The organism is Haematospirillum sp. H4485, from assembly GCF_012102745.1.
Classification (GTDB): domain Bacteria; phylum Pseudomonadota; class Alphaproteobacteria; order Rhodospirillales; family Rhodospirillaceae; genus Haematospirillum.
This window is the reverse complement of record NZ_JAAVSY010000004.1, coordinates 1-22,990: the sequence shown is the minus strand read 5'-3', so window position 1 is coordinate 22,990 and position 22,990 is coordinate 1. Positions and strand designations below refer to the sequence as shown.

Below are 22,990 nucleotides of genomic sequence, written 5' to 3'. Positions count from 1 at the left end.
AAAGGGTCGGTCGGGACGTAATGGCCAGGTGGCACAGGACACTTGCGGCGGCTCTGTCGGCTTGGCTTCTGGCCCCGGCATTCGGGGGAGCTTTTGCGTCTGAACACCATATTCTGATGCTGTTGTGGCGTGGTGAAACCGCTGTCGAGAGCGCATGGCGAGACCGTATGAACCATTCCGGAGTACCGCATCAGGTTACAGTTCTGTCTGCAGAGCAAGACCGGGGGCGTTTGGTTGATGGTTTGCGTAAACTGCGCAGCCAATTTGATGGCGGGCAGATTAGCTTGATTTATTGTTCAGAGTCGATGGCTTGTATGGTGGCGAAGCAGGTCGTGCGTGGCGATGTTCCCATTGTGTTTGCCAATGTTCTGGACCCGGTAGGGACTGGCGTTGCCAATTCCTTGGTCGTTCCGGGGCTTGGAACGGGTGGCGTGAAAGGAGGAGTGGCTGTTGGGGAACAGCTTTCTGTTCTGCGTGGCCTTGTTCGTTTCAACAGCCTTTTGTTCCTCTATAATCCACGTGAATACAACTCCATCCTCTCCCGCAATGCTGTAATGGACTGGGCCGAGAAAGAGGGGATTCGTGTCGAGGAAAGGCGTGTTGTTCCCGGCAGTATAAGCCTTGATGAAGTCATTTCTGACCTCTTCGTCGGGAAACTTGCTGCCGATGTACTGTTTGTCTCTGATGACAGTTATGTGACGTCACGCGGACAAGAAATTGCGGAAACCGTGGGGGAACGTATTATCCTTTTGGCAGGTCGTCATGAGTTGGTGCGGGCTGGCTGGGTTGCTGCCTGGGCTCCGGACGAAGCTGAAATCGGCCGTATGGCCGCAGATCTGACTTTGGATGTGTTGGGTAAGGGCACAGACCCGGGGCTTGAGGAGGTTCGGATGCCCAAGCCGCAGTTGTTTTTTGATGCAGCGGCTGCCAAGCGGCATAATATTGTGTTTCCCGTCGGTGTTCCTGGTCCGGGGGGCGTGACAGAAAAGGCTGTTCCATGATAATTCTCCGTTCAACCCTGTTACGGTTCTCGGCTGCTGTTTGTTTTGGGCTGGCCAGTGCGGTCTTGTCTTTTTCGGCTGCAGCTGCAGAGCAGAGGACCGTTCTGATGGTTCTGTGGCGTGGTGTTACGGCGGTTGAACAGTCATTCCGCTCCAAGATCGAAGAGAATGGGTACTCGGTAATGTATACCGAGATTTTGTCCAAGCAGGACCGGGCCGTTCTTGGCGAGAAGATACGGGCCTTGCAGGAAGATATTGCGGGCAAAAAGTTTGATATTGTCTATTGCTTCGGGACAACAGCGTGTCAGATGACAGTGCAGGTTGTTCGTGGTGCTGTGCCGGTTCTTTTCGTCAATGTCTTTGATCCTGTCGGTGCCGGCCTTGTCCACTCCATGAAAATTCCTGGTGGCAATGTAACGGGCGTTACAATTGGGGTCCCTGTTAACGCGCAGCTTGATGCCTTGTCGCGTCTGGTACCTATCAAGCGTCTGTCTCTCCTGTACAATGCGCGGGAAAGCAATGCGAACTTGTTTGCTGATCAAGTTCGCGGTTGGGCAGGACCAGCCGGGGTAGAGGTGTTGGAACGCCGGGTTGCCCCGGGGACGGATGCGCTTGAACGTGCCTTGGTCAGTATCTCGTCCGGTGAATTGAGTGCAGATGCCCTGTTTATCGGAACCGACAGCTACCTGATTTCACAGGCTGCTGATATTCATCAGGCTATTGGTTCCCGTATACCGCTTTTTGCTTCTGGCGAGGATCCTGTACGGAAGGGGTGGCTGGCAACCTGGGCTCCGTTGGCTGAGGATATTGGGCGTGCTGCCGCTGAAATGGCGTTGGCTGTTTTCAAAGGACAGGATGCATCCATGCTACCTATTGTTCTGCCCAAGCCTCATCTGATTGTTTCAAAAGCAGCAGCGGATCTGCACAAGGCCACGATTCCTGATGGAGCTGTTGTTTTGCCCTGACAGTTAGTCTTATCTCTACCTTTATTATTTTTATCTGACGCAATAAATCAATCCTGAATATTTTTCTTGTGGCGCATCTTATCCCGCTTTTTAAGCTAAAATATTGAAATTATGACGATATAAGAACTGCTATCTTATATCGAGATGGCAGTCCTGCAAATAAGTCCTGTTTTATTTTGTGGGTATTGGGGCAGGATGCGCAGGCCTAGGGGTGCAGGGATACTGGGGCTTGTGGTCTTGGCGTAAGTTATGGAGGCGCACCTGTGCTCCCCGATTTTTCTTCTTTAGTTGTCTTGTTTGTGGAACAGGTCTCGGGTTACGTCTTGTTGGCTTGGGTTTTGGGGACCACATTTCTTTTATCTTCAGTCTGTACGTCATACCCGTCATGGTCACGCAAGGCCGTGCTTATGATTGGGGCTGTGCTCTTGTCTGTTTTGTGCGGGTGGCTTGAGGCAGCTTGTTTTGGCCCCCACTGGGTTGTTTTCCCCATAGCCGGTGTGGTGATAGCCTGTCTCCTGCAAGGTCTTGTTGTGGCGGGGGCCGTAGCGGTTACCAGTTCCCTCTGCCTTTATGGTCTGGGGCTTTATGATACCATTACCGCATTTTCAATGGTGGCATGTGTACTTCTGGTTGGGGTGGTGTGTCACCTGTGCATACGTTATCGAGCTTCTTTTCCCCTTTTGCCCAATCTGTTCGTTATTCCTCTGGCGACGCTGCTGTCTGTGTCCCTGCATTATATGGTCATCCTCTTGGGAACAGATCTGATCGGGCCTGATCAATCGTCTTTACTGTTTGCCGCTGCATTTACCCTTCTGGTACAGGCTGTTTCTAGTGCAGGCTTTGTGTCTGTCTTTAAAGTGTGTATACGTGCTACCCGTTTTGATATGACTGCCGCGTGGAACAAGGCGCAGGATCTTGCAGGCAAGCTTCAAGGGTTGTTTCCGATCCTGGATCCCGAGCGAGCAGCTTCTGTTGCAGAGCTTCTATGGCACGGCCTTGGTGTCAATGGTGTTTGCGTAACAGATGGCTTGCAGATCTTGGCCCGTGTGGGTGACGTGCCCGATGCATTTCGTCCTGATGACATAGCGTCCTGCAAGAATCCAGCGCAGCTCTCTCAGACGGTTTTTCCTACCCGTTGTCCGGGATCTGATTCAGTTTTGGTCATACCTTTTGGCAATGGGGAAGGAGAATATAGTGGGCATCTGGTGTTCTTTGTTTTTGATTATCATCCGCTTTCTTCATGCGTCGTGGCCTTGACGGAAATGGTTGGGGCATTGCTCTTGTCGGCATGGGCTGCGGAGCGTGGTGTACAGCAGGTTCGTATGCTTGAGGAAGCCAGGGAAGAGTTGGTACGGGCCCGGCTTAACCCTCATTTTCTGTTTAATGCACTGAATACAATGGCTGCCGCTGTTCGTCATGACCCTGATCATGCGCGCCTTTTGATCCAGAAATTTGCGGCATGGTTGCGCCGTAATCTGGAGCATCCGTGGCGAGAGGCATCTTTGGAAGATGAACTGGAGCACGTGACCAGCTATCTGGCTATCGGGCAGGCACGTTTTGGAGATCGTCTGAATCTGGAGATACACATCCCGGATGACCTGTACCAGGAAAGTGTACCTTCCTTTGTGCTGCAGCCGCTGGTGGAGAATGCCATCAAGCATGGTGTTTCCCAGAGTCTGGGTTCTTGTACTGTCCGTATTCGGGCACACCGTGAAGAAGACCGCCTGGTTATAGCGGTGGAAGACAGCGCCGGGCTTTACAGTGAGGACGGCTCTGCTGTGGTGAAGGGTATGGGCCTTGGCCTTATACGGCAGAAAATTTGTAGGAGCGGCGGTACGCTTGATATGACATGCCTGCCGGGAACATTAACCCGAGCTACCCTCTCTATTCCGGTATCTATGTCCAGTATGCAGGACTTGGGGTGCAAGCGGAGTGTTGCCGCATGATCCGTGTTCTGGTTGTTGATGATGAACCTTTGGCCCGCGATGCGTTGAAGGCTCTCCTTCTGGATGAATGTGATGTTGAGGTTGTCGGTGAGTGTGGCAATGCAGTGGATGCCTTGGCTGCGATCAACCGGACCTCGCCGGATGCCGTTTTCCTGGATATTTTGATGCCCCGGATCAGTGGTATCGAGCTTTTGTCCATGCTTGATCCACAACGTATGCCCCGGATCATCTTCCTGACAGCCCATGAGGATTATGCCCTGCAGGCCTTTGAAGGGCGGGCCTTTGATTATGTTCTCAAGCCGATTGAGAAATTACGGTTGCAAAAAACCCTGGATGCCTTGCGTGACAAGAACCGCTCCATACCTTCTGTTACGCGTCCGTTGCTGCGGATTCCCTGCTCCGGGTTGCATCGGATCAGTTTGTTCAAGGTTGAGGAGATTGAGGCCGCTGTCTCCAGGCCCGGTGGGATTTATGTGATGACCACAGACGGCGTGGAGCATTTTACCGAGCTGACCCTTCGGACCATGGAAGACCGTACACCACTTATTCGTTGCCATCGTCAGTATATGATCAATCCCGACCATATTCGCGATATTGCGCTGTGCGACGGAGGGGGTGCCCTGATTGAAACATGCAGTAATCACACGGTGCCGGTTAGCAGGCGTTCCCTTGGGTTGCTCAAAGAGCATCTTGGTATAGCATGACCCGGTTTTTTCACGGCGTGGGCCTGTGTGTGTTCCGTCGGGTGCGGGGGCTTTTTTCAGAACCGCTCGCAGCTGTTTTTCTGCCGCTGGCAGTTTTATCAAGCCGCTTGCTGTTTGTATGCCCCCAAAAATCCATAAAAAAGATAAGGTTTCATCAACAACCATGGTCACGGAGAAAGTCTATGGAAAATGCCCTGACCTTCGTGATCTTGGCCATCTGTGTTCTTGCCATATGTTATCGTTTTTACGGTGTTTTTATCGTCAAGAACGTTCTGGGCGCAGATGATTCACAGATCACGCCGGCTCACAAGCTTGCCGATGGCAGGAACTATGTGCCGACTCGTAAATGGGTGAATGCCGGGCAGCACTTTGCTGCCATTGCCGCTGCTGGTCCCCTGGTTGGTCCGGTTCTGGCGGCCCAGTTTGGTTATTTCCCTGGTTTTGTATGGCTGCTGGTCGGCGTTGTCGTTGGTGGCGCTGTACATGACACGGTCGTTCTTTTTGCTTCGATGAAGCATAACGGAACTTCCCTGTCTGAAATTGCCAAGGCCGAGCTTGGTCCCGTTGCCGGTGTGTGTACCGGTCTGGCCATGCTGTTTATTATCACCATTACCATGTCCGGTTTGTCGATGGTCGTGGTTCATGCCCTGGAACGGAACCCTTGGGGGACGTTTGCCGTGGCCATGACGGTACCGATTGCCATCTTTGTTGGCCTGTTCGAGCGGATTACGGGACATGCCCGTGCAGCGACATGGGCAGGGTTGATCGGAATCTTGGCCTCTGTGGTGGCTGGTCCTTATATTCAGGGCACGCTGGTTGGTGAATGGCTCAGCCTGCATGTTGACACGGTCGCCCTGTCGCTGCCGATCTATGCATTCTTTGCCAGTGCACTGCCTGTCTGGCTGCTGCTGACCCCACGTGGTTATTTGTCCAGTTTCATGAAAATCGGGGTGTTTGGTGCCTTGGTTGTTGGTGTTGTGTTCATCAACCCGACGATTCAATTCCCTGCCTTTACCCAGTTTATTCATGGTGGCGGTCCGGTTCTGTCCGGTCCGGTATGGCCCTTTATTTCGATTACTATTGCCTGTGGTGCGATCTCTGGTTTCCATGCCTTCATTGGCTCAGGAACAACGCCGAAGCTGGTGGACAAGTGGTCTGATATTCGTCCGGTTGCTTTTGGTGCCATGTTGGTAGAGTGCCTGGTCGCGGTTATGGCTCTGGTTGCTGCAACTTCCCTGCCTGTGGCGGATTATTTCGCCATTAATGCAAAGCCGGAAGTGTTCGCGGCGCTGGGCATGGATGTGGTCGAACTGCCGCGCTTGTCCGAGGCTGTTGGCATTGACTTGGCCGGGCGTACCGGTGGTGCGGTGACCTTGGCCGTTGGCATGACGTACATCTTCACGAAAATCCCCTGGTTCTCGACCCTGTCGTCGTATTTCTTCCAGTTCGTGATCATGTTTGAGGCCGTCTTTATCCTTACGGCGGTTGATTCCGGGACCCGTGTTGCCCGTTACCTGATCCAGGATTTCGGCGGCAGCTTGTGGGCACCCCTGAAGCGGATTGACTGGGCTCCGGGCGCCATTGGTGCCAGTGCGTTGGCCTGCCTGGCCTGGGGATACCTTCTTAACTCCGGTGATATCAACTCGGTTTGGGCCCTGTTCGGGGTGTCCAACCAGCTGATGGCCACCGTGGGTCTGATTATCGGTGCAACTATTATCCTGAGGCTCTCGCAGAAGCGCATCTATGTGCTGACCTGCCTGGTGCCCTTGGCGTACCTGTTTGTCACCGTCAACTATGCTGCTTTCTGGATGATAGAGAACGTTTATCTGAATGAAATGGCAAGGGGTTACAGCCCGTTTAATGCAGGTCTCTCGCTTATCATGATGGGACTTGGGGTCGTGATCCTGATTTCGGCCATTGGCAAGTGGGCCGAAATGCTGCGGGCTGCAAAAGCCCCGGCATTCGGACCCGCTGCGGCCGAATAGACCGGTTACCCGGGCAGTCTTGTGTTGGCTGCCCGGGCTGCTCCAAAGGAGATAGTAATGAGTGTTCAATCCAAAAACGATGCCTTTGCCCTGTGCTGGTCCGGTTTCCGGGATGGTGAGTGGCAAAAAAAGGTCGATGTGCGCGACTTTATCCTGCGTAACGTCACCCCTTATGAAGGCGATGACAGCTTTCTGGCCGGTGCGACAGAACGGACCAAGGCATTGTGGGACAAGCTTGGCGAACTGCTGAAGCTTGAGCGCGAAAAGGGTGTGCTGGATGTTTCTGCGGATCGTCCGTCTTCCATCCTGGCCCATGACCCTGGCTACATCGACAAGGACAATGAGATCATTGTCGGGTTGCAGACCGATGCCCCCCTGAAGCGGGCTATCATGCCCAATGGGGGTCTGCGTATGGTCGAGAGCGGTCTTGAGGCTTATGGTTTCAAAATTGATCCGGCTGTCCAGGACGTCTGGACCAAGTACCGCAAGTCCCATAACCAGGGCGTGTTCGATACCTACACCCCCGATATTCTGGCTGCCCGCAAGAGCGGTGTGATCACCGGCCTTCCCGATGCCTATGGTCGTGGCCGCATTATCGGTGACTATCGTCGTGTTGCCCTTTACGGCGTCGATTTCCTGCGCCAGGACAAGCAGCGTGAGTTCCATGAGCTGGATAACCACAGCTTTACCGAGGACGTGCTGCGCCTGCGCGAAGAGTTGAGCGAACAGAGGCGTGCCCTTGGCGAGCTCCAGGAGATGGCAGCCCGCTATGGCTTTGATGTCAGCCGTCCGGCAGCCAATGCCCGTGAAGCCATCCAGTGGACCTACATGGCCTATCTGGCGGCTGTGAAGGAACAGAACGGTGCGGCCATGTCCTTCGGCCGTGTGTCCTCGTTCCTCGATATTTTCATTCAGCGCGATATCGAAGCCGGTGCCCTGACCGAAGAGCAGGCCCAGGAGATGATCGACGATCTGGTGATCAAGCTGCGTATTGTCCGCTTCCTGCGTACACCGGAATACGACCAGCTGTTCTCCGGTGACCCGACATGGGTGACAGAATGCGTTGGTGGCATGGCTGAAGACGGGCGTCCCTTGGTTACCCGCAACAGCTTCCGTTTCCTGAATACCCTGTACAACCTGGGTCCGGCTCCGGAGCCTAACCTGACGGTCCTGTGGTCCACCAGCCTGCCCGAAGGGTTCAAGTTGTTCTGCGCCAAGGTTTCAGCAGATACCAGCGCTATCCAGTACGAGAACGATGACCTGATGCGTCCGAAGTGGGGCGATGACTATGGCATTGCCTGCTGTGTCTCTGCCATGCGCATTGGAAAGCAGATGCAGTTCTTTGGTGCGCGCGCCAACCTTGCCAAGGCCCTGCTGTACGCGATCAACGGTGGTGTTGACGAAAAGACCGGCCAGACTGTAGCCCCGGGCATGGAGCCGATCACGGCCGATGTCCTTGACTATGACGAAGTCATGGAACGTTTCGACAAGACCATGGACTGGCTGGCTGTGACGTATGTCAAGGCTCTGAACTGCATTCACTACATGCACGACCGCTATTCCTACGAGCGGATCGAAATGGCCCTGCATGACCGTGATATCCTGCGGACCATGGCCTGCGGTATTGCCGGCCTGTCTGTTGCGGCGGACTCCCTGTCTGCCATTCGTCATGCCAAGGTTCATGTTGTTCGTGATGAGCGCGGCTTGGCCGTTGATTATCGGATCGAGGGTGACTACCCGGCGTATGGCAACAACGACGACCGGGTTGACAGCATTGCGATCTGGCTGACGGAAACCTTCATGAAGAAGGTGGCAGCCCAGCCAGTCTTCTACCGCAATGCCATGCCGACACAGTCTGTGCTGACCATCACGTCCAACGTGGTATACGGCAAGAAAACCGGGAATACCCCGTGCGGGCGTCGTTCCGGCGAGCCGTTCGCCCCGGGTGCCAACCCGATGAACGGGCGTGATACCAAGGGCTTTGTGGCTGCGGGTGCTTCGGTTGCCAAGCTGCCATATGACGCTGCTCTGGACGGCATCAGCTGGACGGCTTCGGCAACGCCTGATGCCCTTGGCCGTACTCCGGACGAGCGGGCCGCCAACTTGGCCGGCTGCCTGGATGGTTTTGCGGAAGCAGGTGGTTTCCATGTCAACGTCAACGTCTTCAATCGCGATACGCTGATCGAGGCCATGGAACATCCCGAGCTGTACCCACAGCTGACCGTTCGTGTGTCGGGCTATGCGGTGAACTTCGTCAAGCTGACCCGTGAACAGCAGCTTGATGTGATCAACCGCACTTTCCACGGCGCCATGTAAACTTGTTACCCGGAGAATGATGCGTATGCCTATGTCCCTGACCCGCCCCCATGTTCCGGTTGCTCCCGGTGGGGATCATCCCTGTGGCTATCTGCATTCGGTGGAAACCGGGGCGGCGGTTGACGGACCGGGGATGCGCGTCGTTCTGTTTTTGTCAGGATGTTTGTTCCGGTGTTCGTATTGCCATAATCCGGATACCTGGAAACTGCATAACGGCCGCCTTGTCACACTGGATGAGGCGGTTGCCGAGGTCAGCCCCTATGCCCGTTTTCTCAAGCGCAGCGGCGGGGTGACCTTGTCTGGCGGAGAGCCGCTGATGCAGGCGGCTTTTGCCGGTGCCCTGCTGCGGCGCCTGAAAGATGAGTTTGGCCTGCACTGTGCCCTGGATACGCAGGGGTTCCTGCATGCCGATGTGGATGATGACTGGTTTGATCCGGTTGATCTTGTCTTGTTGGACATCAAACACAGCGATCCGGATGCCTACCAACGTCTTGTCGGACAGCCGTTGCAACCGACCCTTGATTTTGCCCGTCGCCTGGTTCGACTTGGCAAGTCGATGTGGATTCGGTATGTGCTGGTTCCCGGTGTGACCGACGGGGCTGCGGATATCGACCGTCTGGGAGAGTTTCTGGTCTCACTTGGTTCAGCGGTTGAACGCGTTGAAGTTCTTCCGTTTCATCAGCTGGGTGCTTCCAAATGGGAGTCGCTTGATATGGACTATCCCCTGGCTGATACTCCGGTTCCGACAGCGGAGCAAACTGATGCTGCACGCAAGCGTTTTGCGGCGTATGGTTTGACCGTTTACTGATTTTTTTCTGTTCCGGCCGGATCATCATTCTGCGCCGGCCCTGCGACGAGGCGAGTTTTTGTTATGAGCGATACCCAAAATCTGGTTCTGGTCATCAACTGCGGTAGTTCATCGCTGAAGTTCGCGGTTTTTGCCGGAAGCAGCCAGGAGTCTGAGCTGTCAGGTCTTGCAGAGTGCTTGGGAAGCCCGGAGGCCCGTCTGAAATACCGGATCCACGATGGAGAAAGCCAGACGGTAGCCTTGTCCGGGCCGGGTCATGATGCGGCGCTGGCGTTTATTTTGGGGGTTTTGGGAGAGCAGGGGCTTCTGGGGCGTGTCACAGCGGTTGGGCATCGTATTGTGCATGGGGGTGAACGGTTCTGTACTTCGGTTGTGATTACGCCCGAAGTTCTGGCCGATATCGAGGCCTGTACCCCGCTGGCCCCCCTGCATAATCCAGCCAATCTTCTGGGTGTTCGCACGGCGATGGCAGCCTTGCCGGGTGTTGCACATGTTGCTGTTTTTGATACGGCTTTCCATCAGACCATGCCGGAAACAGCCTTTGCCTATGCTGTGCCGCAGCGATTCTATAGCCAGCATGGTGTACGGCGGTACGGTTTCCACGGAACCAGCCACCGGTTTGTGGCTGCACAGACAGTTGCCATGCTGGGGTTGGATCCCGATGATCACGGCATTGTGATTGCGCACCTTGGTAACGGGGCATCGGCAGCGGCTGTCCTGAATGGGCAGAGCGTCGACACTTCCATGGGGATGACACCCCTGGAGGGGTTGGTGATGGGAACCCGCTGCGGTGATATCGATGTTGGTGCGGTTCTGCATATGGCCCGTTGTGAGGGCTTGGATCTGGACGGGATCGATCGTGTCCTGAACCGTGAAAGTGGGTTGCTGGGGTTGTCGGGCCTGTCGAATGACTGCCGGACCCTAGAGCAGGCGGTAGCCGAAGGTCATGAAGGAGCCAGGTTGGCATTGGCTGTTTTTGTGCATCGTCTGGCACGCACGGTCGGAGCTTTGGCAACATCCTTGCCGCGGCTGGATGCTTTGGTCTTTACGGGTGGGATCGGTGAGAATTCGTCGCTGATCCGCCGTGATACCATCGCCCGCTTGGGGGTTTTCGGCCTGACACTGGATACCGCAGCAAATGAGGCCGCGGTACGGGGCAAGGCCGGTGTGATTTCTGCCGGTAGCAAGCCGGTGGCGGCTGTTGTGGCAACCAACGAGGAATGGATGATCGCCAGCGATGCCTTGGCGCTGGTTTCGTCTTCTTCCGGCTTGGCATAAGGGGGAGTACCGATGTCCTCCAAAACGTTCTTTCTTTCGGCAACAACCCGCGATGCAGGGCTGACCTCTGCTGCTTTGGGGCTGGCCCGCGCGTTTCAGCGCAGTGGTCTGAAGGTTGCCTTCGCCAAGCCGGTGGCTCAGCCGGACTCTTCTGGACCTGTTTCCGAGGGGGACCTGGCTGATCCATCTGCCCAGTTTGCCCGTCAGCTTTGTCTTGCCGAAGTGGCGTCTTCTATACCTTTCGATGTTGCGGAAACCCGCTTTACGGCCGGCGACATCGACGGTCTGATGGAAGATGTGGTTTCTATTGTTGAGGCGGTGGCTGCCGGTGTTGACGTTGTTGTCCTGGAAGGGCTGCTGCCCCTGAATGGCAGCGGTATGGCAACGGCTCTCAACGCGGCCATGTGTCGCAGCCTGGATGCCGGTCGGATTGTTGTTGTCCCCGGACAGAACCAAGGTCTGGATGCCTTGGCTGCTTCTGTGGCCAAGGCTGTTCGCCTTCCCGCTGCAGACCGTTCCCCGGTCGGGGTTCTGGTCAACAAGCATGCGGCAGATGTTGATGCTTCGGCCTTGCGGGTTGCCATGGAGAAGGCCGATGTTTCAATCCCGCTGATCGGTATTGTCCCTTGGGAGCCACGGTTACTGGCTCCCCGTTTGTCTGATGTGGTGCGTGCCCTGGATCTGAAGGTGCTGCATCATGGGTCTCTGGAAACATCACGGGTCCGCAATATCGTTGTGGCCGCCGGTGAATCCGAGACCTGTATTTCCCGCCTTGGGCCTGGTGCTCTGGTCGTCAGCCACTGTGACCGTGGCGATATTGCCTTGGCTACAGCTCTTGCCAACCAGAGGGGCGTGCCCTTGTCCGGACTTCTGTTGACCGGTGGCGGGACGTTGTCGCCACGGGTTGCTGATCTGGTGATGCCCCCCAGCTCCGGTACCCTGCCGGTTGTTATGGCGAAGGAAGATACCTTTGCTGTAGCTTCTGCCCTGTCCCGTCTGGCCAGCGGGGTTGCTGCCGATGACTTCGAGCAGATGGAGCAGGTGATTGATTTCGTGGCAAGCCGTCTGGATACGGGGCCTTTGCGGCGTATCATCGGTGAGCCTTCCGAGCTTCGGTTGTCGCCTCCCGCCTTCCGTTACCGTCTGATCCGGGAAGCCCGGAAGGCCGACAAGCGGATTGTTCTGCCCGAGGGTGATGAACCCCGGACCCTGGAGGCCGCGGTGATCTGCCATCGCAAGGGAATTGCCCGCTGTGTTCTGTTGGGTAATCCGGGTCGTATCCGCGAAGTGGCGGCTGCGCGTGGTCTGGAACTGCCCGAGGGACTGGAAATTGTTGATCCGGAATCTGTCTGTGACCGTTATGTGGACCCGCTGGTCGAGCTGCGCAAGGGCAAGGGATTGACCGCACCCCAGGCAGCGCAACAGTTGGAAGATACTGTTGTGTTGGGAACTGTTATGCTTGCCCTGGACGAGGTTGATGGCCTTGTATCCGGTGCCGTTCATACAACAGCCAACACGGTGCGCCCGGCACTTCAGTTAATTCGGACAGCACCGGGTGCCAGTATTGTCTCCAGCATCTTTTTCATGCTGATGCCGGACCAGGTTCTGGTTTATGGCGACTGTGCCATCAATCCAGACCCCGATGCCGGGCAGCTGGCCGATATTGCCATTCAGTCGGCGGATTCCGCGCGGGCTTTTGGCATCGATCCCCGTGTGGCGATGATTTCCTATTCAACGGGAACATCGGGTAGTGGCGATGATGTCGAGAAGGTGCGGCAAGCGACCGAGCTGGCCCGCTCCCGTCGTCCGGACCTGACCATAGATGGTCCGATGCAGTACGACGCGGCCAGTGTTGAGAGTGTGGCCCGGAGCAAGGCCCCAGACAGTCCGGTGGCCGGGCGCGCGACGGTTTTTGTCTTTCCGGATCTGAATACCGGCAACACAACATACAAGGCTGTCCAGCGTTCTGCCGGTGTGGTCAGTGTCGGTCCGATGCTTCAGGGCCTGCGCAAGCCGGTCAATGATTTGTCCCGTGGTGCTCTGGTGGACGATATTGTTTATACAATTGCCCTGACGGCTATTCAGGCTGCGGCGCGACCGGTTGAATCCGGTGCCTGACGCCAGGGAATACGGATTGAGATAAATCAGGGCCGGGTTTGGTTTGAACCCGGCTCTTTTTTGGTTTCTTCCTGATAAAGCCATTGATTTCCGGTGAGCGTCTTCTCTACCGTGATCCTGCTGAACCGGGTGGAGGGTGTTGCGATGAAGCGGTACGGATTTGTAGCTGTCGTGGTTTCTGGCCTGCTTGCCGGGTGTGGCCCGAAAGTTCCTCCCGTGAACGCTCCGCCAACGGCTGGCCCGGTTGACATGGATCGCTATATGGGAACCTGGTACGAAATTGCCTCGTTGCCTGCTCCGTTCCAGGAGGGGTGTGTGGCAACCACAGCCAAGTACGAGAAGACTTTTGACGGAACCATAGAGGTGACAAACCGCTGCCTGCACGAGTCTTTCCGTGGACGGGAGCGGGAAGCAAAGGGGACCGCGCGTCTCGATCCCTTACAGCCCGATGGATCCCGTCTGTTTGTCAGCTTTTTTCCGTTTACCGAAGGAGCGTACTGGGTCCTTGCCCTTGACGCAGGCTATCGGTGGTCCGTCGTTGGTTCTCCTGACCGGCGCTATCTCTGGATACTGTCGCGCACCCCGACGATGAGTAAATCCCAGTACGAGACCCTCAAGGCCAAGGCAGAACGTCTGGGATACCCGGTCTCGAAGCTGGTGCTTACCCAACAGCCTCCCATTCCCTGATGGTTCTGTTACCCGGTAAAAAGAACCCATAAAATCGGCAGGATAATGGCTGTGGCCAAGCCGTTGAGGCCCATGGACAGGCTGGAGAAGGCGCCGCTGACTTCGCTGTGCTGAAGGGCACGTGCTGTTCCGACGCCGTGGCACACCGTGCCCATGGCTACACCGCAGGCCCGACGGTCACGAACCCCGGTCAGGCGCAGGATCCCGGGGCCAACTACGGCCCCCAGGATGCCGGTCAGGATAACAATAACCGCCGCCAGGGAAGGCAAACCACCGATCTGCTCGGCGATTCCCATGGCTATGGGGCTGGTGACGGACTTTGGTGCTATGGATGCGAGGGAGACGGGGCTGACACCGGCTGCCCATGCCAGAGCAATGGCGCTGCCGGCCGCACAGACTGAGCCTGTGCCTATGGCTACGACAAGGGCCCGCAGGGAGCGGCGCACGCGTCCCAGCTGGTTGTAAAGCGGGACAGCCAGTGCCACGGTAGCTGGCCCCAGCAGGAAATGGATGAGTTGTGCCCCACTGAAATAATCGGCGTAGCTGATATTGCTGATCTTGAGGACTCCGACCAGCAGCAGCATGGCCGTCAGAACGGGATTCAGAATGGCCCGCCGTCCACTTTTCTCGAAGATCCACAAGCCGGCAACATAAGCTAACAGCGTGATGGCCAGTCCTGTCAGGGGGCTTGTGCTGAGGTCATTCCAGACGTTGGTGATATGCGTGGACATCATGAGGGAGGCTGTTCCTGTACGTCATGACCGGACTCCGGCCCGCCATGGGGTTCTGCAGAGAAGCGTGTACGGGGTGTCATTGCCTGCATGACATGGCCCGTAACAATCAGGCCCAGAAGTGTTGATCCCACGACCGCCAGTGTGATTCCCTTCCATTCCAGGGCCAGCAGTGGTGCCAAGGTTACGACTCCTGCCCCTGCGGGGATAAATAACAGGCCAAGATGTCGCAAAAGTGCATTGGCCGTGGACTGTAAGCCCTCCGGTGGAGGATCGGCCAGTCCACCCCTGCGCAGGAGAAAGCCACGCACCAGAAGCCCGGAAAACAACAGAACCATACCAAGAACAGGGCCCGGCACGGGAATGCGGGCTATGCGGGCCAAGGCTTCCCCCGCAAGCTGGCAAACAACGAGGATTGCAATAAAACCTGGGGTCATGGGTGTCGGATTCTCTTGCTTCTGTTGCTGTACAGGTGAAACCGTAACCATGCTGGCATGTTGGCTGCCCTGTTTTCCAGCCCTAAATGACATGAGAAAAAGCAAGCTTTGGCTTTGTGTTGCCACGTGTTTTTTGTCAGCAGAATTATTTGCAGGCAGGTTACGTGGTCCGGATGGACACATCCGGGTCTGCAGCCTTGCCGGGGTTTGGAAAAGTGCGGTATCCCTCGGTATGCACAAAGCGGTCGGGAAGTATGTCCTGTCGTCGGGGTGTGCCGGTTATTCTGGTCCATGGCGAGTGGGGCCTTTTGGTGGTTTCCTTATCGGTATGGGCAGAGTGACTTGACCGAATTCAGTACTGGATGAGGGCAGGAATGGACAAAGGGCGTTCCCCGCGCAAGATGTTCACCGCAGAGGTTCAGCTGCGTAACCGCTATGGCGGTGACGCTTCCCCTGCCGGTGGCGCTGTTGTTGCTGCCTCTGACCCTGAAATGCGTGAAGAGGTTTCCGCCCTGAAGAATGAGGTCAGTCACCTCAGTCATCTCCTCAGAACATATGTTATTCCGCCGGAAGACGAGCAAAAGGCCGCCGACGGGGAGCCCGATCCCGAGGATCCCTTGGTGCAGGAGTTTGAGCGTCAGCGCACCGAGGTGCGCATTCTGAAGATGGAGTTGCGGGCTTTGGCCAACTCCATTCAGGAGACGAAACGCGAAATTGCGCAGTTGCGGACCAGTGACGGGGATTCTGATCGGCTTGATATTGTCGCCGGTGAACTGGATGCCGTTGTCGGTGCAACCGAGCGGGCGACCGATGGTATTCTGGAAGCGGCCGAAAAGATCGACAACGCCGCCCAGAACCTGCGTTCCAAGGCCGATGATGCTTACTTCGCCCATCTCGCCGAAGATATCAGCGAACATGTTGTGTCAATTTTCGAGCATGCCAACTTCCAGGATATCACCGGTCAGCGCATCAACAAGGTCGTCAGCACGCTGAAGTTTGTTGAAGAGCGTATCGACAAGATGATTAATATCTGGGGGCAGGAAACCTTTGAAGAGCTTCTGGCTGAAATGCCCGATACGCCGGCCGGTGATGACGAGCGTCGCCTGCTTAACGGACCACAGATGGCCGAGAGAGCGATTTCTCAGGGCGATATCGACAAGCTGTTTGGCTGAATATCCTGTTATCCGGCTACGTACGTTTGCTTGAACCGGGGCTGTGGAGGCCCCGGTTTTTTGCTTGGCTTTTCTTGGCGCATTCCCCGTGTGTCAGGTATACTCCGTGCCTTGGGGTTGCCCTTGTTTCAGCAGGGGTGTTTTCGTTCCGTCTTTGCTCCCGACGGGGATGACAGGGTGTGGGGTTTGTGATGACCGATGTGCATGCTGCCATGCAGGCCCTGATGTCTGCGAGCCGTATCAAGGCAGACTCGGCTGCCGGGCGTCCGGTGCGCCCGGTGGTTACGATTTCCAGGGAACATGGGGCATTGGGGCGCCAGGTCGCAGAGGCTCTGTCTGCTCATTTGCAGGTTCCCCTGTATGATCGCGCCTTGATTGGCAAGATTGCCAGCCGCCTTGATGTTGATCAGGAGACGGCGAAAATGCTGGATGAAAGCGTGGGGCGTGCCAGCGATTTATGGCTGGTGGGGCTTTTGAAGGGGAAAGATCTTTCCAAGGATGCTTGGCGGACCCACTTGGTGAATATCTTTCTGGGGTTATCCAGGGTTGGTGGCGTTATTCTCGGACGTGGTGCACACCTTGTTCTGGAGGATTCCTGTGCCCTTCGTCTGAAGCTTGTTGCTCCGCGGGCTGTGCGGATCAAGAGGATCGCCGAGCGTAATGCCGTGTCGGAGGCCATTGCCGACCAACAGGTTCTGCAGGCGGATACAGCGCGTTTGTGTTTTCTGAAAGATATGTTCGGAGCCCGTTCAGATGATCCGGCGGCGTTTGATCTGGTTCTGAACACGGCACGCCTGGATGACGTGGACACTATTGTTCGTCTACTTGCAACGGCCTATGAGGGGATTGCCCGTTGCCATCAAATGCAGGGCTGATCATTGTCTGACATGTGGGGTTTGGGGGGATTGATGGCGAGGAATCATGCAGCCACTCTGGAAGTGGCTGGGAATATCGGGGATCGGTCAGTCCAGATTTGGTTGTGGTCTCTCTGCGCCCTGGTTTTTTGCATGGTGCTTTTGGGGGGGGCAACCCGGCTGACGCAGTCCGGACTCTCTATGGTGGAGTGGAGGCCTCTTGACGTCCTGCCCCCTATGAATGAGGTCGCATGGCAGGAGATGTTCCTGCTGTACAAGGCATCTCCCGAGTACACGCAGCGTAATGTGGGTATGGATCTGGCCGGGTTCAAGGGTATTTTCTGGCTGGAATATGTTCACCGCCTTGTGGGGCGGCTGGTAGGTGTTGTGGTGATGGTCCCGCTGCTTGTGTTTGTAGCGTGTGGTCTCGTGGATCGTCGTGTGTTGCGCCGTATCCTCGGGCTTTTTGTTCTTGGTGGTCTGCAGGGAGCACTGGGCTGGTTCATGGTTGCCTCGGGCCTCGTTGACCGTCCGGATGTCAGCCACTATCGCCTTGCTGCGCACTTGATGCTGGCTGTTGTCCTGTTTGCAGCCCTGTTGTGGATGGCCTTGGACCGTACCGTTCCCACCGTCTTCTCTCCGGCACCAGAGGGTGCCGTACGCGGTTCCTTGCTGTGCCTTGGCATGATTATGCTGACCATGACATGGGGAGCTTTTGTTGCGGGCCTTGATGCAGGGCTGACCTACAACACCTTTCCCCTGATGGATGGGCATATTGTTCCACCGGGGGCGTGGGTGCAGGATCCTTGGTGGTATAATCTGGTGGCGAATGTTGCAACGGTACAGTTTATACATCGGGCTTTGGCGCTTTGTACGGTTGTGGTGACCTGCGTCGTTGCATGGAAACTTTGGGCCACATCATTGACCAAGCCTGTCCGTTATCTTGCTCTCGCCTTGGCTCTTGCTGTTTGTGTACAGCTTGGTTTTGGTATTACAACCTTGCTTCTGGCTGTTCCTGTCAGCCTTGGTATCGTGCATCAGGCGATGGCTGTTGTCTTGGTAGGCCTGTGTGTAACCCTTATTTTTCGGCTTGTGCGTGGGTGATAATGAGTGTTGACGGGCAGCAGGGCAAGGCATGGGGTTTGCGGCTCGCAACGCTTTTTTCCCTGTGTCTTGTCGTATTAGCTGCTCTCGTATCTCTTTCGCTTTCAGAACGCAGGGTGCGTGAACTGGCGTTGGAGTTGTCCCTACAGGAAGTCTGGGGGTCTTTGCCGGCCCTGAGTTCAGCTCTGGAGGGATGGTCCTCACAGACACAGGCTCCCGCAGAACTTTCGCATGATCTTGCCTTGGTTGTGTACAGTCTTGTCATGAGGGAGATTCATCATCTTCCCGTGACAGCCGTTGTGGTGGTTTATCCAGATGGGTCTGCGGTTATCCCGGATGCAGCTCCTGCCTTGCCTGATCTTTCCTCTGATCCCTTGTGGCTGTCTTCGGCCTTGCGTGGATACAAGTCCGTTTGGTTGCAGGATCATGGTACGTCTGTGGAAATTATTGCCGCACTTCCTTTGGAGCGTCGTGACGGTAGTCTTGTTGGCGGGGTTCTGTTGCGTCTGGATGCCAGCTCAGCCCTGAATGAACAACAGATCTTTTTGCGAGTGTATCGTTGGTGCGTTGGGGCAGGGTTTGGTGTTGTCTTCCTGATTGTTCTGGCAATCTGTGTCGTGTTCTGGCGGGCCCGGGGACACGATCGCCAGCTTCTGGTGAGGGAAGGGGCGCTGCGTCGCCATATGGAGGAAAGTATAAGCGCGTTGTCTTGCTCCCTGCAGGATATTACGGGTCCTTTGCCGGCAATGATTGCCCGGGTTGACCATCGCCAGCATTATGTTTTTGCAACAGCCGAATATTGCCGCTGGTTTGGCACTTTTGGGACATCCTCCGTTCCGGTTGGTACCAACCTTCTGGCCGGGGAGAATTTTGAATTTCATCTGGGTGAGAACTACGCCCAGGTTTCTGATCTTGTTGTGGCCGCTCTGGATGGGTTGTCTGCGGTTTCCGAGGGGGTCTGGTCATTCCCTGACGGAGTGCGCTGCGTCAGGGTCGAATTACAGCCTGTTTTTGAACGGGCTGCCGTGCGGGGTTTCTTCATTTCCATTACGGACATTACGGCCATGAAGCGCCTGGAACGTGATCTTCGCAATGCGCGCGATCGGATGGAAGAAGAATTTACCGCCCGAACCCTCGAGCATAAAAGGACGGTTGAAAGCCGTTTGGCCGAAGCCTTGGACCGGGTATCCGAAGGTTTCCTTCTTTGGGACAGCCAAGACTGTCTTCTGATTTGTAATCAAGCATTCCGGTTGCTTTTCCCGTCACTGACCAAACGTGTTGTACCCGGCATTCATTATGCCGAAGTCGTAGCCTTGCTTGATGCTCTTGAGCAGCCTGTCTCGGTTGCTTCTGCATCAGACGGTCACGACCGTGATCCCGGAGATGCTTCCGGCCAACGCTCCCGTCCACGTGAACGTTGCTTCCGGGATTCTTTGTGGGTCCTGATGACAGAAACCAGGACGCCTGAGGGGCTGACGGTCATGACGTTTACCGATATCTCGGAACGAAAAGCGGCCGAGTTGGCCTTGTTGTCGTCAGAGGCTGATTTGCGTGAGCTACACAAGATCAGCAGTGATCCGGACCAAGGAATGGCCGAGAAGGTTCCAGCCCTCTTGCAGCTTGGGTGCAAGCGCTTTGACATGACCGGTGCCTGTCTTGCGCGTTGTCAGGGCGATGTCCTGATTTCGGACTACGTGGTTGGGAGGCATGATGATCTGAAGGTGGGACAGGTTGTATCCTGCGCCGGAATGTCGTTGTCTGATGTTCTGGAAGGGCAGGAAATTCTTGTGCCAAGCTGTACACAGGAGGAGACAGGTCAAGCCTGTCTGGCTGTGCGTGTTGTGGCTTGCAGACGCACGTGGGGTATCTTGTTCTTTCGTGGTCCGGGAAAGACAGGACATTGCCTGCAGCCCGCCGACCTTGAGTTTGCGCGCTTGTTGGCCCTGTGGATCGGGGCCCGGATTACCCACGTTGAGACAGAAACGCACCTCAGGGCAGCCTTGGAGCAGGCGGATGCTGCCAGCCGGTCAAAGTCTCTTTTCCTGGCAAATATGAGTCACGAGTTGAGGACGCCGCTGAATGCGATTATCGGCTTCTCCGATGTTATGGCCAGTGAGATTCTTGGTACCCATACCGCACCCCAGTACAAGGACTATTCGGCCAGTATCAAGGAGTCAGGGCAGCATCTTCTCTCTATTATCAATGATATACTTGATACAGCCAAGGTTGAGGCCGGGCATCTGACGCTTGATGACGATGTGATAAAACCGGTTGACCTGATTGATGGAACAATCCGTCTTCTTCAGGGCCAGCTGTCTGCCGCAGGGCTGACAATGCGCACAGATATCCCCTCAGATCTCCTGTCCATCAGGGGAGATGCGCGACGCCTGCGTCAGGTCCTGCTGAACCTGTTGTCCAACGCGATCAAGTTTACTCCTTCAGGCGGTGTTGTGACCGTTACTGCCTTGTACCCTTCTGCGGATGGTATGACGATAACGGTTTCTGATAACGGCATTGGTATGCGGATCGAGGATATTGCCGTTGCCATGGCCCCGTTTGGTCAGATTGACAGCAGTTTGTCGCGCCGACATCAGGGAACGGGTTTGGGGCTGCCCTTGTCCCGTTCCTTGGTGGAGGCGCATGGGGGGACATTATCCTTGGTCAGTGCGCCGGGTAAAGGGACCGAGGTTCGCGTATGGCTTCCCCCTGATAGGCTTGTTCAGGGAGCCTGAGTTTATCCAGAAGCGCTTTTTTGTTATTTTCCGGGCTGGTGATTTTGCTGGGAAACGCACATAGTGTGGGCGTTCTTGACGTTTGGACCGGAGTTTTCGCCATGGTTGATCGTGCCCTTACCGAAGATCTGTTCTTCTCTCGTGCCGGGCTCGACCAAGATGCAACGCGCAGTATCGTTTCTGAGGCATTGTCCGGGGCTGATGACGGAGAGCTTTATCTGGAATACAGGCAGTCTGAATCCGTTTCGCTGGATGATGGGCGTATTCGTTCCGCTTCCTTTGATACAGCACAGGGGTTTGGTCTGCGGGCCATCGTGGGGGAGACAGCAGGGTACGCTCATGCATCGACCTTGGATGAAGCCTCCTTGCGTCGCGCAGCGGCCACTGTTTCGGCTGTACGTGGTGGTTATTCCGGGACCTTTGCTGCGCCACCTGTGGGGACAAACCAATCTCTTTATACAGATCAGAACCCCCTTTCGCCGGTTCCTTTTTCAGTCAAGGTTGGGGTGCTGGGAGAGATTGATGCCTATCTCAGGGGGCGTGATCCGCGTGTTCGCCAGGTTATGGCTTCCTTGGGTGCGTCCTGGCAGGCTGTTCATATCATGCGTCCAGACGGTGAGGCCGCTGATATTCGTCCGATGGTGCGCCTGAGCATCACCGTTATGGTCGAGAAAGATGGCCGTTGTGAAACGGGCTCATGGGGGCAGGGTGGGCGTATCAAGTACGACTGGCTGCTGGAAGAGGAAACTTGGAAGACTGCGGCAGAGCGTGCCCTGAATCAGGCATTGGTCAATCTTGAAAGCGTTGATGCCCCTGCCGGTGAAATGCCGGTTGTTCTGGGATGTGGGTGGCCGGGTGTTCTTTTGCATGAAGCTGTCGGGCATGGCCTGGAAGGAGACTTCAATCGCAAGAAGACGTCGGCCTTTTCCGGGCTGATGGGGCAGCGTGTGGCAGCTCCTGGTGTGACTGTGGTTGATGATGGAACTTTGCCGGACCGGCGCGGGTCGATCACGATTGATGACGAAGGTACGCCTTCAGCCCGTAATGTTTTGATCGAAGATGGCATTCTGAAAGGTTATTTGTTTGACCGGATGAACGCCCGCCTGATGGGGGTTCGTTCATCCGGAAACGGGCGTCGGCAGTCGTATGCCCACAAGCCCCTGCCGCGTATGACCAACACCTTCATGCTGGGTGGCTCGTACGAGCCGGAGGAAATTATCCGAAGTGTGAAAAAGGGCCTCTTTGCCGTTAATTTTGGCGGTGGCCAAGTCGATATTACGTCTGGAAAGTTTGTCTTTGCCTGTACAGAGGCCTGGAAAATTGAAGACGGCAAGCTGACGGCTCCGGTCAAGGGAGCAACCTTGATTGGCAATGGGCCCGATGTTCTTACGCGTGTCTCCATGATCGGCAATGATGTGGAGCTTGATGCGGGAATTGGCACATGTGGCAAGGATGGCCAGGGGGTTCCCTGTGGCGTTGGGCAACCAACCTTGAAAGTAGAGCGCCTGACTGTTGGTGGCACAGGTGGGTAATTCGGTGCTTTTGGTAGTATGTGTTCTGCACTGCAATGGTAGTGCCTATTGTAACCCGGGTGTTGATCCCAAGTCTTCATTGTCTTGAGTATGGATTCGCACTCCATAGATGTATTGTTTGTATCAAGCCCCTTTCTGATGGCACTCGTCTTATGTGCGTTGTGAACTTTCTCGTCGCATAGGTACTGGCATTTGGTTCTTACGTACCATGTGTGTGACCTTGATCGCTAAATGGCTTTGAATTTTGATTGCTATTTGGCGTTCCCGATGACGAGGGCCTGTCCTGCGGCATCGACGACATCTTCAGTGATCATGGCGAGTTCATTGATGCGGCCGGAGAAGCGCAAACCGGCGCATTGCCTGGCTGCGCTGTTCTTCAGAGAAGTCTGTGAGATTGTCCGTAAGAGGATCGTTGTGCGGACGGTTCATCATCATAAACCCACTCAGTACACATATCGGTAAATAACGGGAGGTTTTCTTTATCAATTGAATGGTACGATAAAAATTGCAGTAACGGTACGTCTAACGTACATCTTATGACATGAAGAATATTACGATTGGTTACGCGCGCTGCTCTACTGACAAGCAAGACCTTGCTGCGCAGCGTCATGCCCTCGTCG

Annotated in this window: 18 protein-coding genes; 15 read left to right on the top strand and 3 right to left on the bottom strand. The window is 55.7% G+C overall.

Annotation, left to right across the window (positions count from 1 at the left end):
* Nucleotides 1–20 precede the first annotated feature (20 nt).
* The 10 genes from HEQ61_RS04520 (at nucleotide 21) to HEQ61_RS04475 (ending at nucleotide 13,808) form a co-directional block, all read left to right on the top strand.
* On the top strand, nucleotides 21–1,001 hold the full coding sequence (locus HEQ61_RS04520) for an ABC transporter substrate-binding protein (RefSeq protein ID WP_168019869.1): 981 nt from the start codon (nucleotides 21–23) through the stop codon (nucleotides 999–1,001).
* Nucleotides 998–1,966 (top strand): ABC transporter substrate-binding protein, encoded by a 969-nt coding sequence (locus HEQ61_RS04515; RefSeq protein ID WP_168019867.1) that lies wholly within the window; start codon nucleotides 998–1,000, stop codon nucleotides 1,964–1,966. The genes HEQ61_RS04520 and HEQ61_RS04515 overlap by 4 nt, the downstream gene beginning before the upstream one ends.
* 263 nt (nucleotides 1,967–2,229) lie before the next feature.
* On the top strand, nucleotides 2,230–3,912 hold the full coding sequence (locus HEQ61_RS11495) for a sensor histidine kinase (protein ID WP_168019865.1): 1,683 nt from the start codon (nucleotides 2,230–2,232) through the stop codon (nucleotides 3,910–3,912).
* Nucleotides 3,909–4,616, top strand: a complete 708-nt coding sequence (gene btsR, locus HEQ61_RS04505) for a two-component system response regulator BtsR (RefSeq protein WP_168019863.1) — start codon at nucleotides 3,909–3,911, stop codon at nucleotides 4,614–4,616. The genes HEQ61_RS11495 and btsR overlap by 4 nt, the downstream gene beginning before the upstream one ends.
* 182 nt (nucleotides 4,617–4,798) lie before the next feature.
* Nucleotides 4,799–6,601: a carbon starvation protein A gene (locus tag HEQ61_RS04500; protein ID WP_168019861.1), complete on the top strand. Its 1,803-nt coding sequence runs from the start codon at nucleotides 4,799–4,801 to the stop codon at nucleotides 6,599–6,601.
* A 57-nt stretch (nucleotides 6,602–6,658) separates the two neighbouring features.
* A complete protein-coding gene (pflB, locus tag HEQ61_RS04495) occupies nucleotides 6,659–8,917 on the top strand; it encodes a formate C-acetyltransferase (RefSeq protein ID WP_168019859.1) in 2,259 nt (752 codons plus the stop codon).
* A 25-nt stretch (nucleotides 8,918–8,942) separates the two neighbouring features.
* Nucleotides 8,943–9,725, top strand: coding sequence for a pyruvate formate-lyase-activating protein (pflA, locus tag HEQ61_RS04490; protein ID WP_066131936.1), 783 nt, complete (start codon nucleotides 8,943–8,945; stop codon nucleotides 9,723–9,725).
* A gap of 63 nt (nucleotides 9,726–9,788) precedes the next feature.
* Nucleotides 9,789–11,003, top strand: coding sequence for an acetate/propionate family kinase (locus HEQ61_RS04485; RefSeq protein ID WP_168019854.1), 1,215 nt, complete (start codon nucleotides 9,789–9,791; stop codon nucleotides 11,001–11,003).
* 12 nt (nucleotides 11,004–11,015) lie between these two features.
* A complete protein-coding gene (gene pta / locus HEQ61_RS04480) occupies nucleotides 11,016–13,121 on the top strand; it encodes a phosphate acetyltransferase (protein WP_168019852.1) in 2,106 nt (701 codons plus the stop codon).
* A 93-nt stretch (nucleotides 13,122–13,214) separates the two neighbouring features.
* Nucleotides 13,215–13,808, top strand: a complete 594-nt coding sequence (locus tag HEQ61_RS04475; RefSeq protein WP_209315638.1) for a lipocalin family protein — start codon at nucleotides 13,215–13,217, stop codon at nucleotides 13,806–13,808.
* An 8-nt stretch (nucleotides 13,809–13,816) separates the two neighbouring features.
* On the opposite strand, the gene HEQ61_RS04470 is transcribed toward HEQ61_RS04475, so the two are convergent.
* Nucleotides 13,817–14,542 (bottom strand): LrgB family protein, encoded by a 726-nt coding sequence (locus tag HEQ61_RS04470; protein WP_322099191.1) that lies wholly within the window; start codon nucleotides 14,540–14,542, stop codon nucleotides 13,817–13,819.
* Entirely contained in the window at nucleotides 14,539–14,976 is a 438-nt protein-coding gene (locus tag HEQ61_RS04465) for a CidA/LrgA family protein (protein ID WP_168019850.1), read from the bottom strand. The genes HEQ61_RS04470 and HEQ61_RS04465 overlap by 4 nt, the downstream gene beginning before the upstream one ends.
* 374 nt (nucleotides 14,977–15,350) lie before the next feature.
* On the opposite strand from HEQ61_RS04465, the gene HEQ61_RS04460 reads away from it, so the two are divergent.
* From HEQ61_RS04460 to tldD, 5 genes are all read left to right on the top strand, one after another.
* Nucleotides 15,351–16,148 carry a protein phosphatase CheZ gene (locus tag HEQ61_RS04460; protein ID WP_168019848.1) on the top strand — a complete coding sequence of 266 codons (798 nt, stop codon included), beginning with the start codon at nucleotides 15,351–15,353 and terminating at the stop codon, nucleotides 16,146–16,148.
* 179 nt (nucleotides 16,149–16,327) lie between these two features.
* Nucleotides 16,328–17,023: a cytidylate kinase-like family protein gene (locus HEQ61_RS04455; protein WP_322099190.1), complete on the top strand. Its 696-nt coding sequence runs from the start codon at nucleotides 16,328–16,330 to the stop codon at nucleotides 17,021–17,023.
* A gap of 33 nt (nucleotides 17,024–17,056) precedes the next feature.
* The gene (locus HEQ61_RS04450; protein ID WP_168019844.1) at nucleotides 17,057–18,106 is read left to right on the top strand and encodes a COX15/CtaA family protein; all 1,050 of its coding nucleotides are present in this window, start codon (nucleotides 17,057–17,059) and stop codon (nucleotides 18,104–18,106) included.
* 2 nt (nucleotides 18,107–18,108) lie between these two features.
* Complete coding sequence (locus HEQ61_RS04445) at nucleotides 18,109–20,838, top strand: ATP-binding protein (protein WP_168019842.1); 2,730 nt, start codon at nucleotides 18,109–18,111, stop codon at nucleotides 20,836–20,838.
* Nucleotides 20,839–20,939: 101 nt separating this feature from the next.
* A complete protein-coding gene (gene tldD, locus HEQ61_RS04440) occupies nucleotides 20,940–22,370 on the top strand; it encodes a metalloprotease TldD (RefSeq protein WP_168019839.1) in 1,431 nt (476 codons plus the stop codon).
* 376 nt (nucleotides 22,371–22,746) lie between these two features.
* On the opposite strand, the gene HEQ61_RS11070 is transcribed toward tldD, so the two are convergent.
* The coding region (locus HEQ61_RS11070; protein WP_209315899.1) for a hypothetical protein at nucleotides 22,747–22,990 on the bottom strand (244 nt) is incomplete at its 5' end.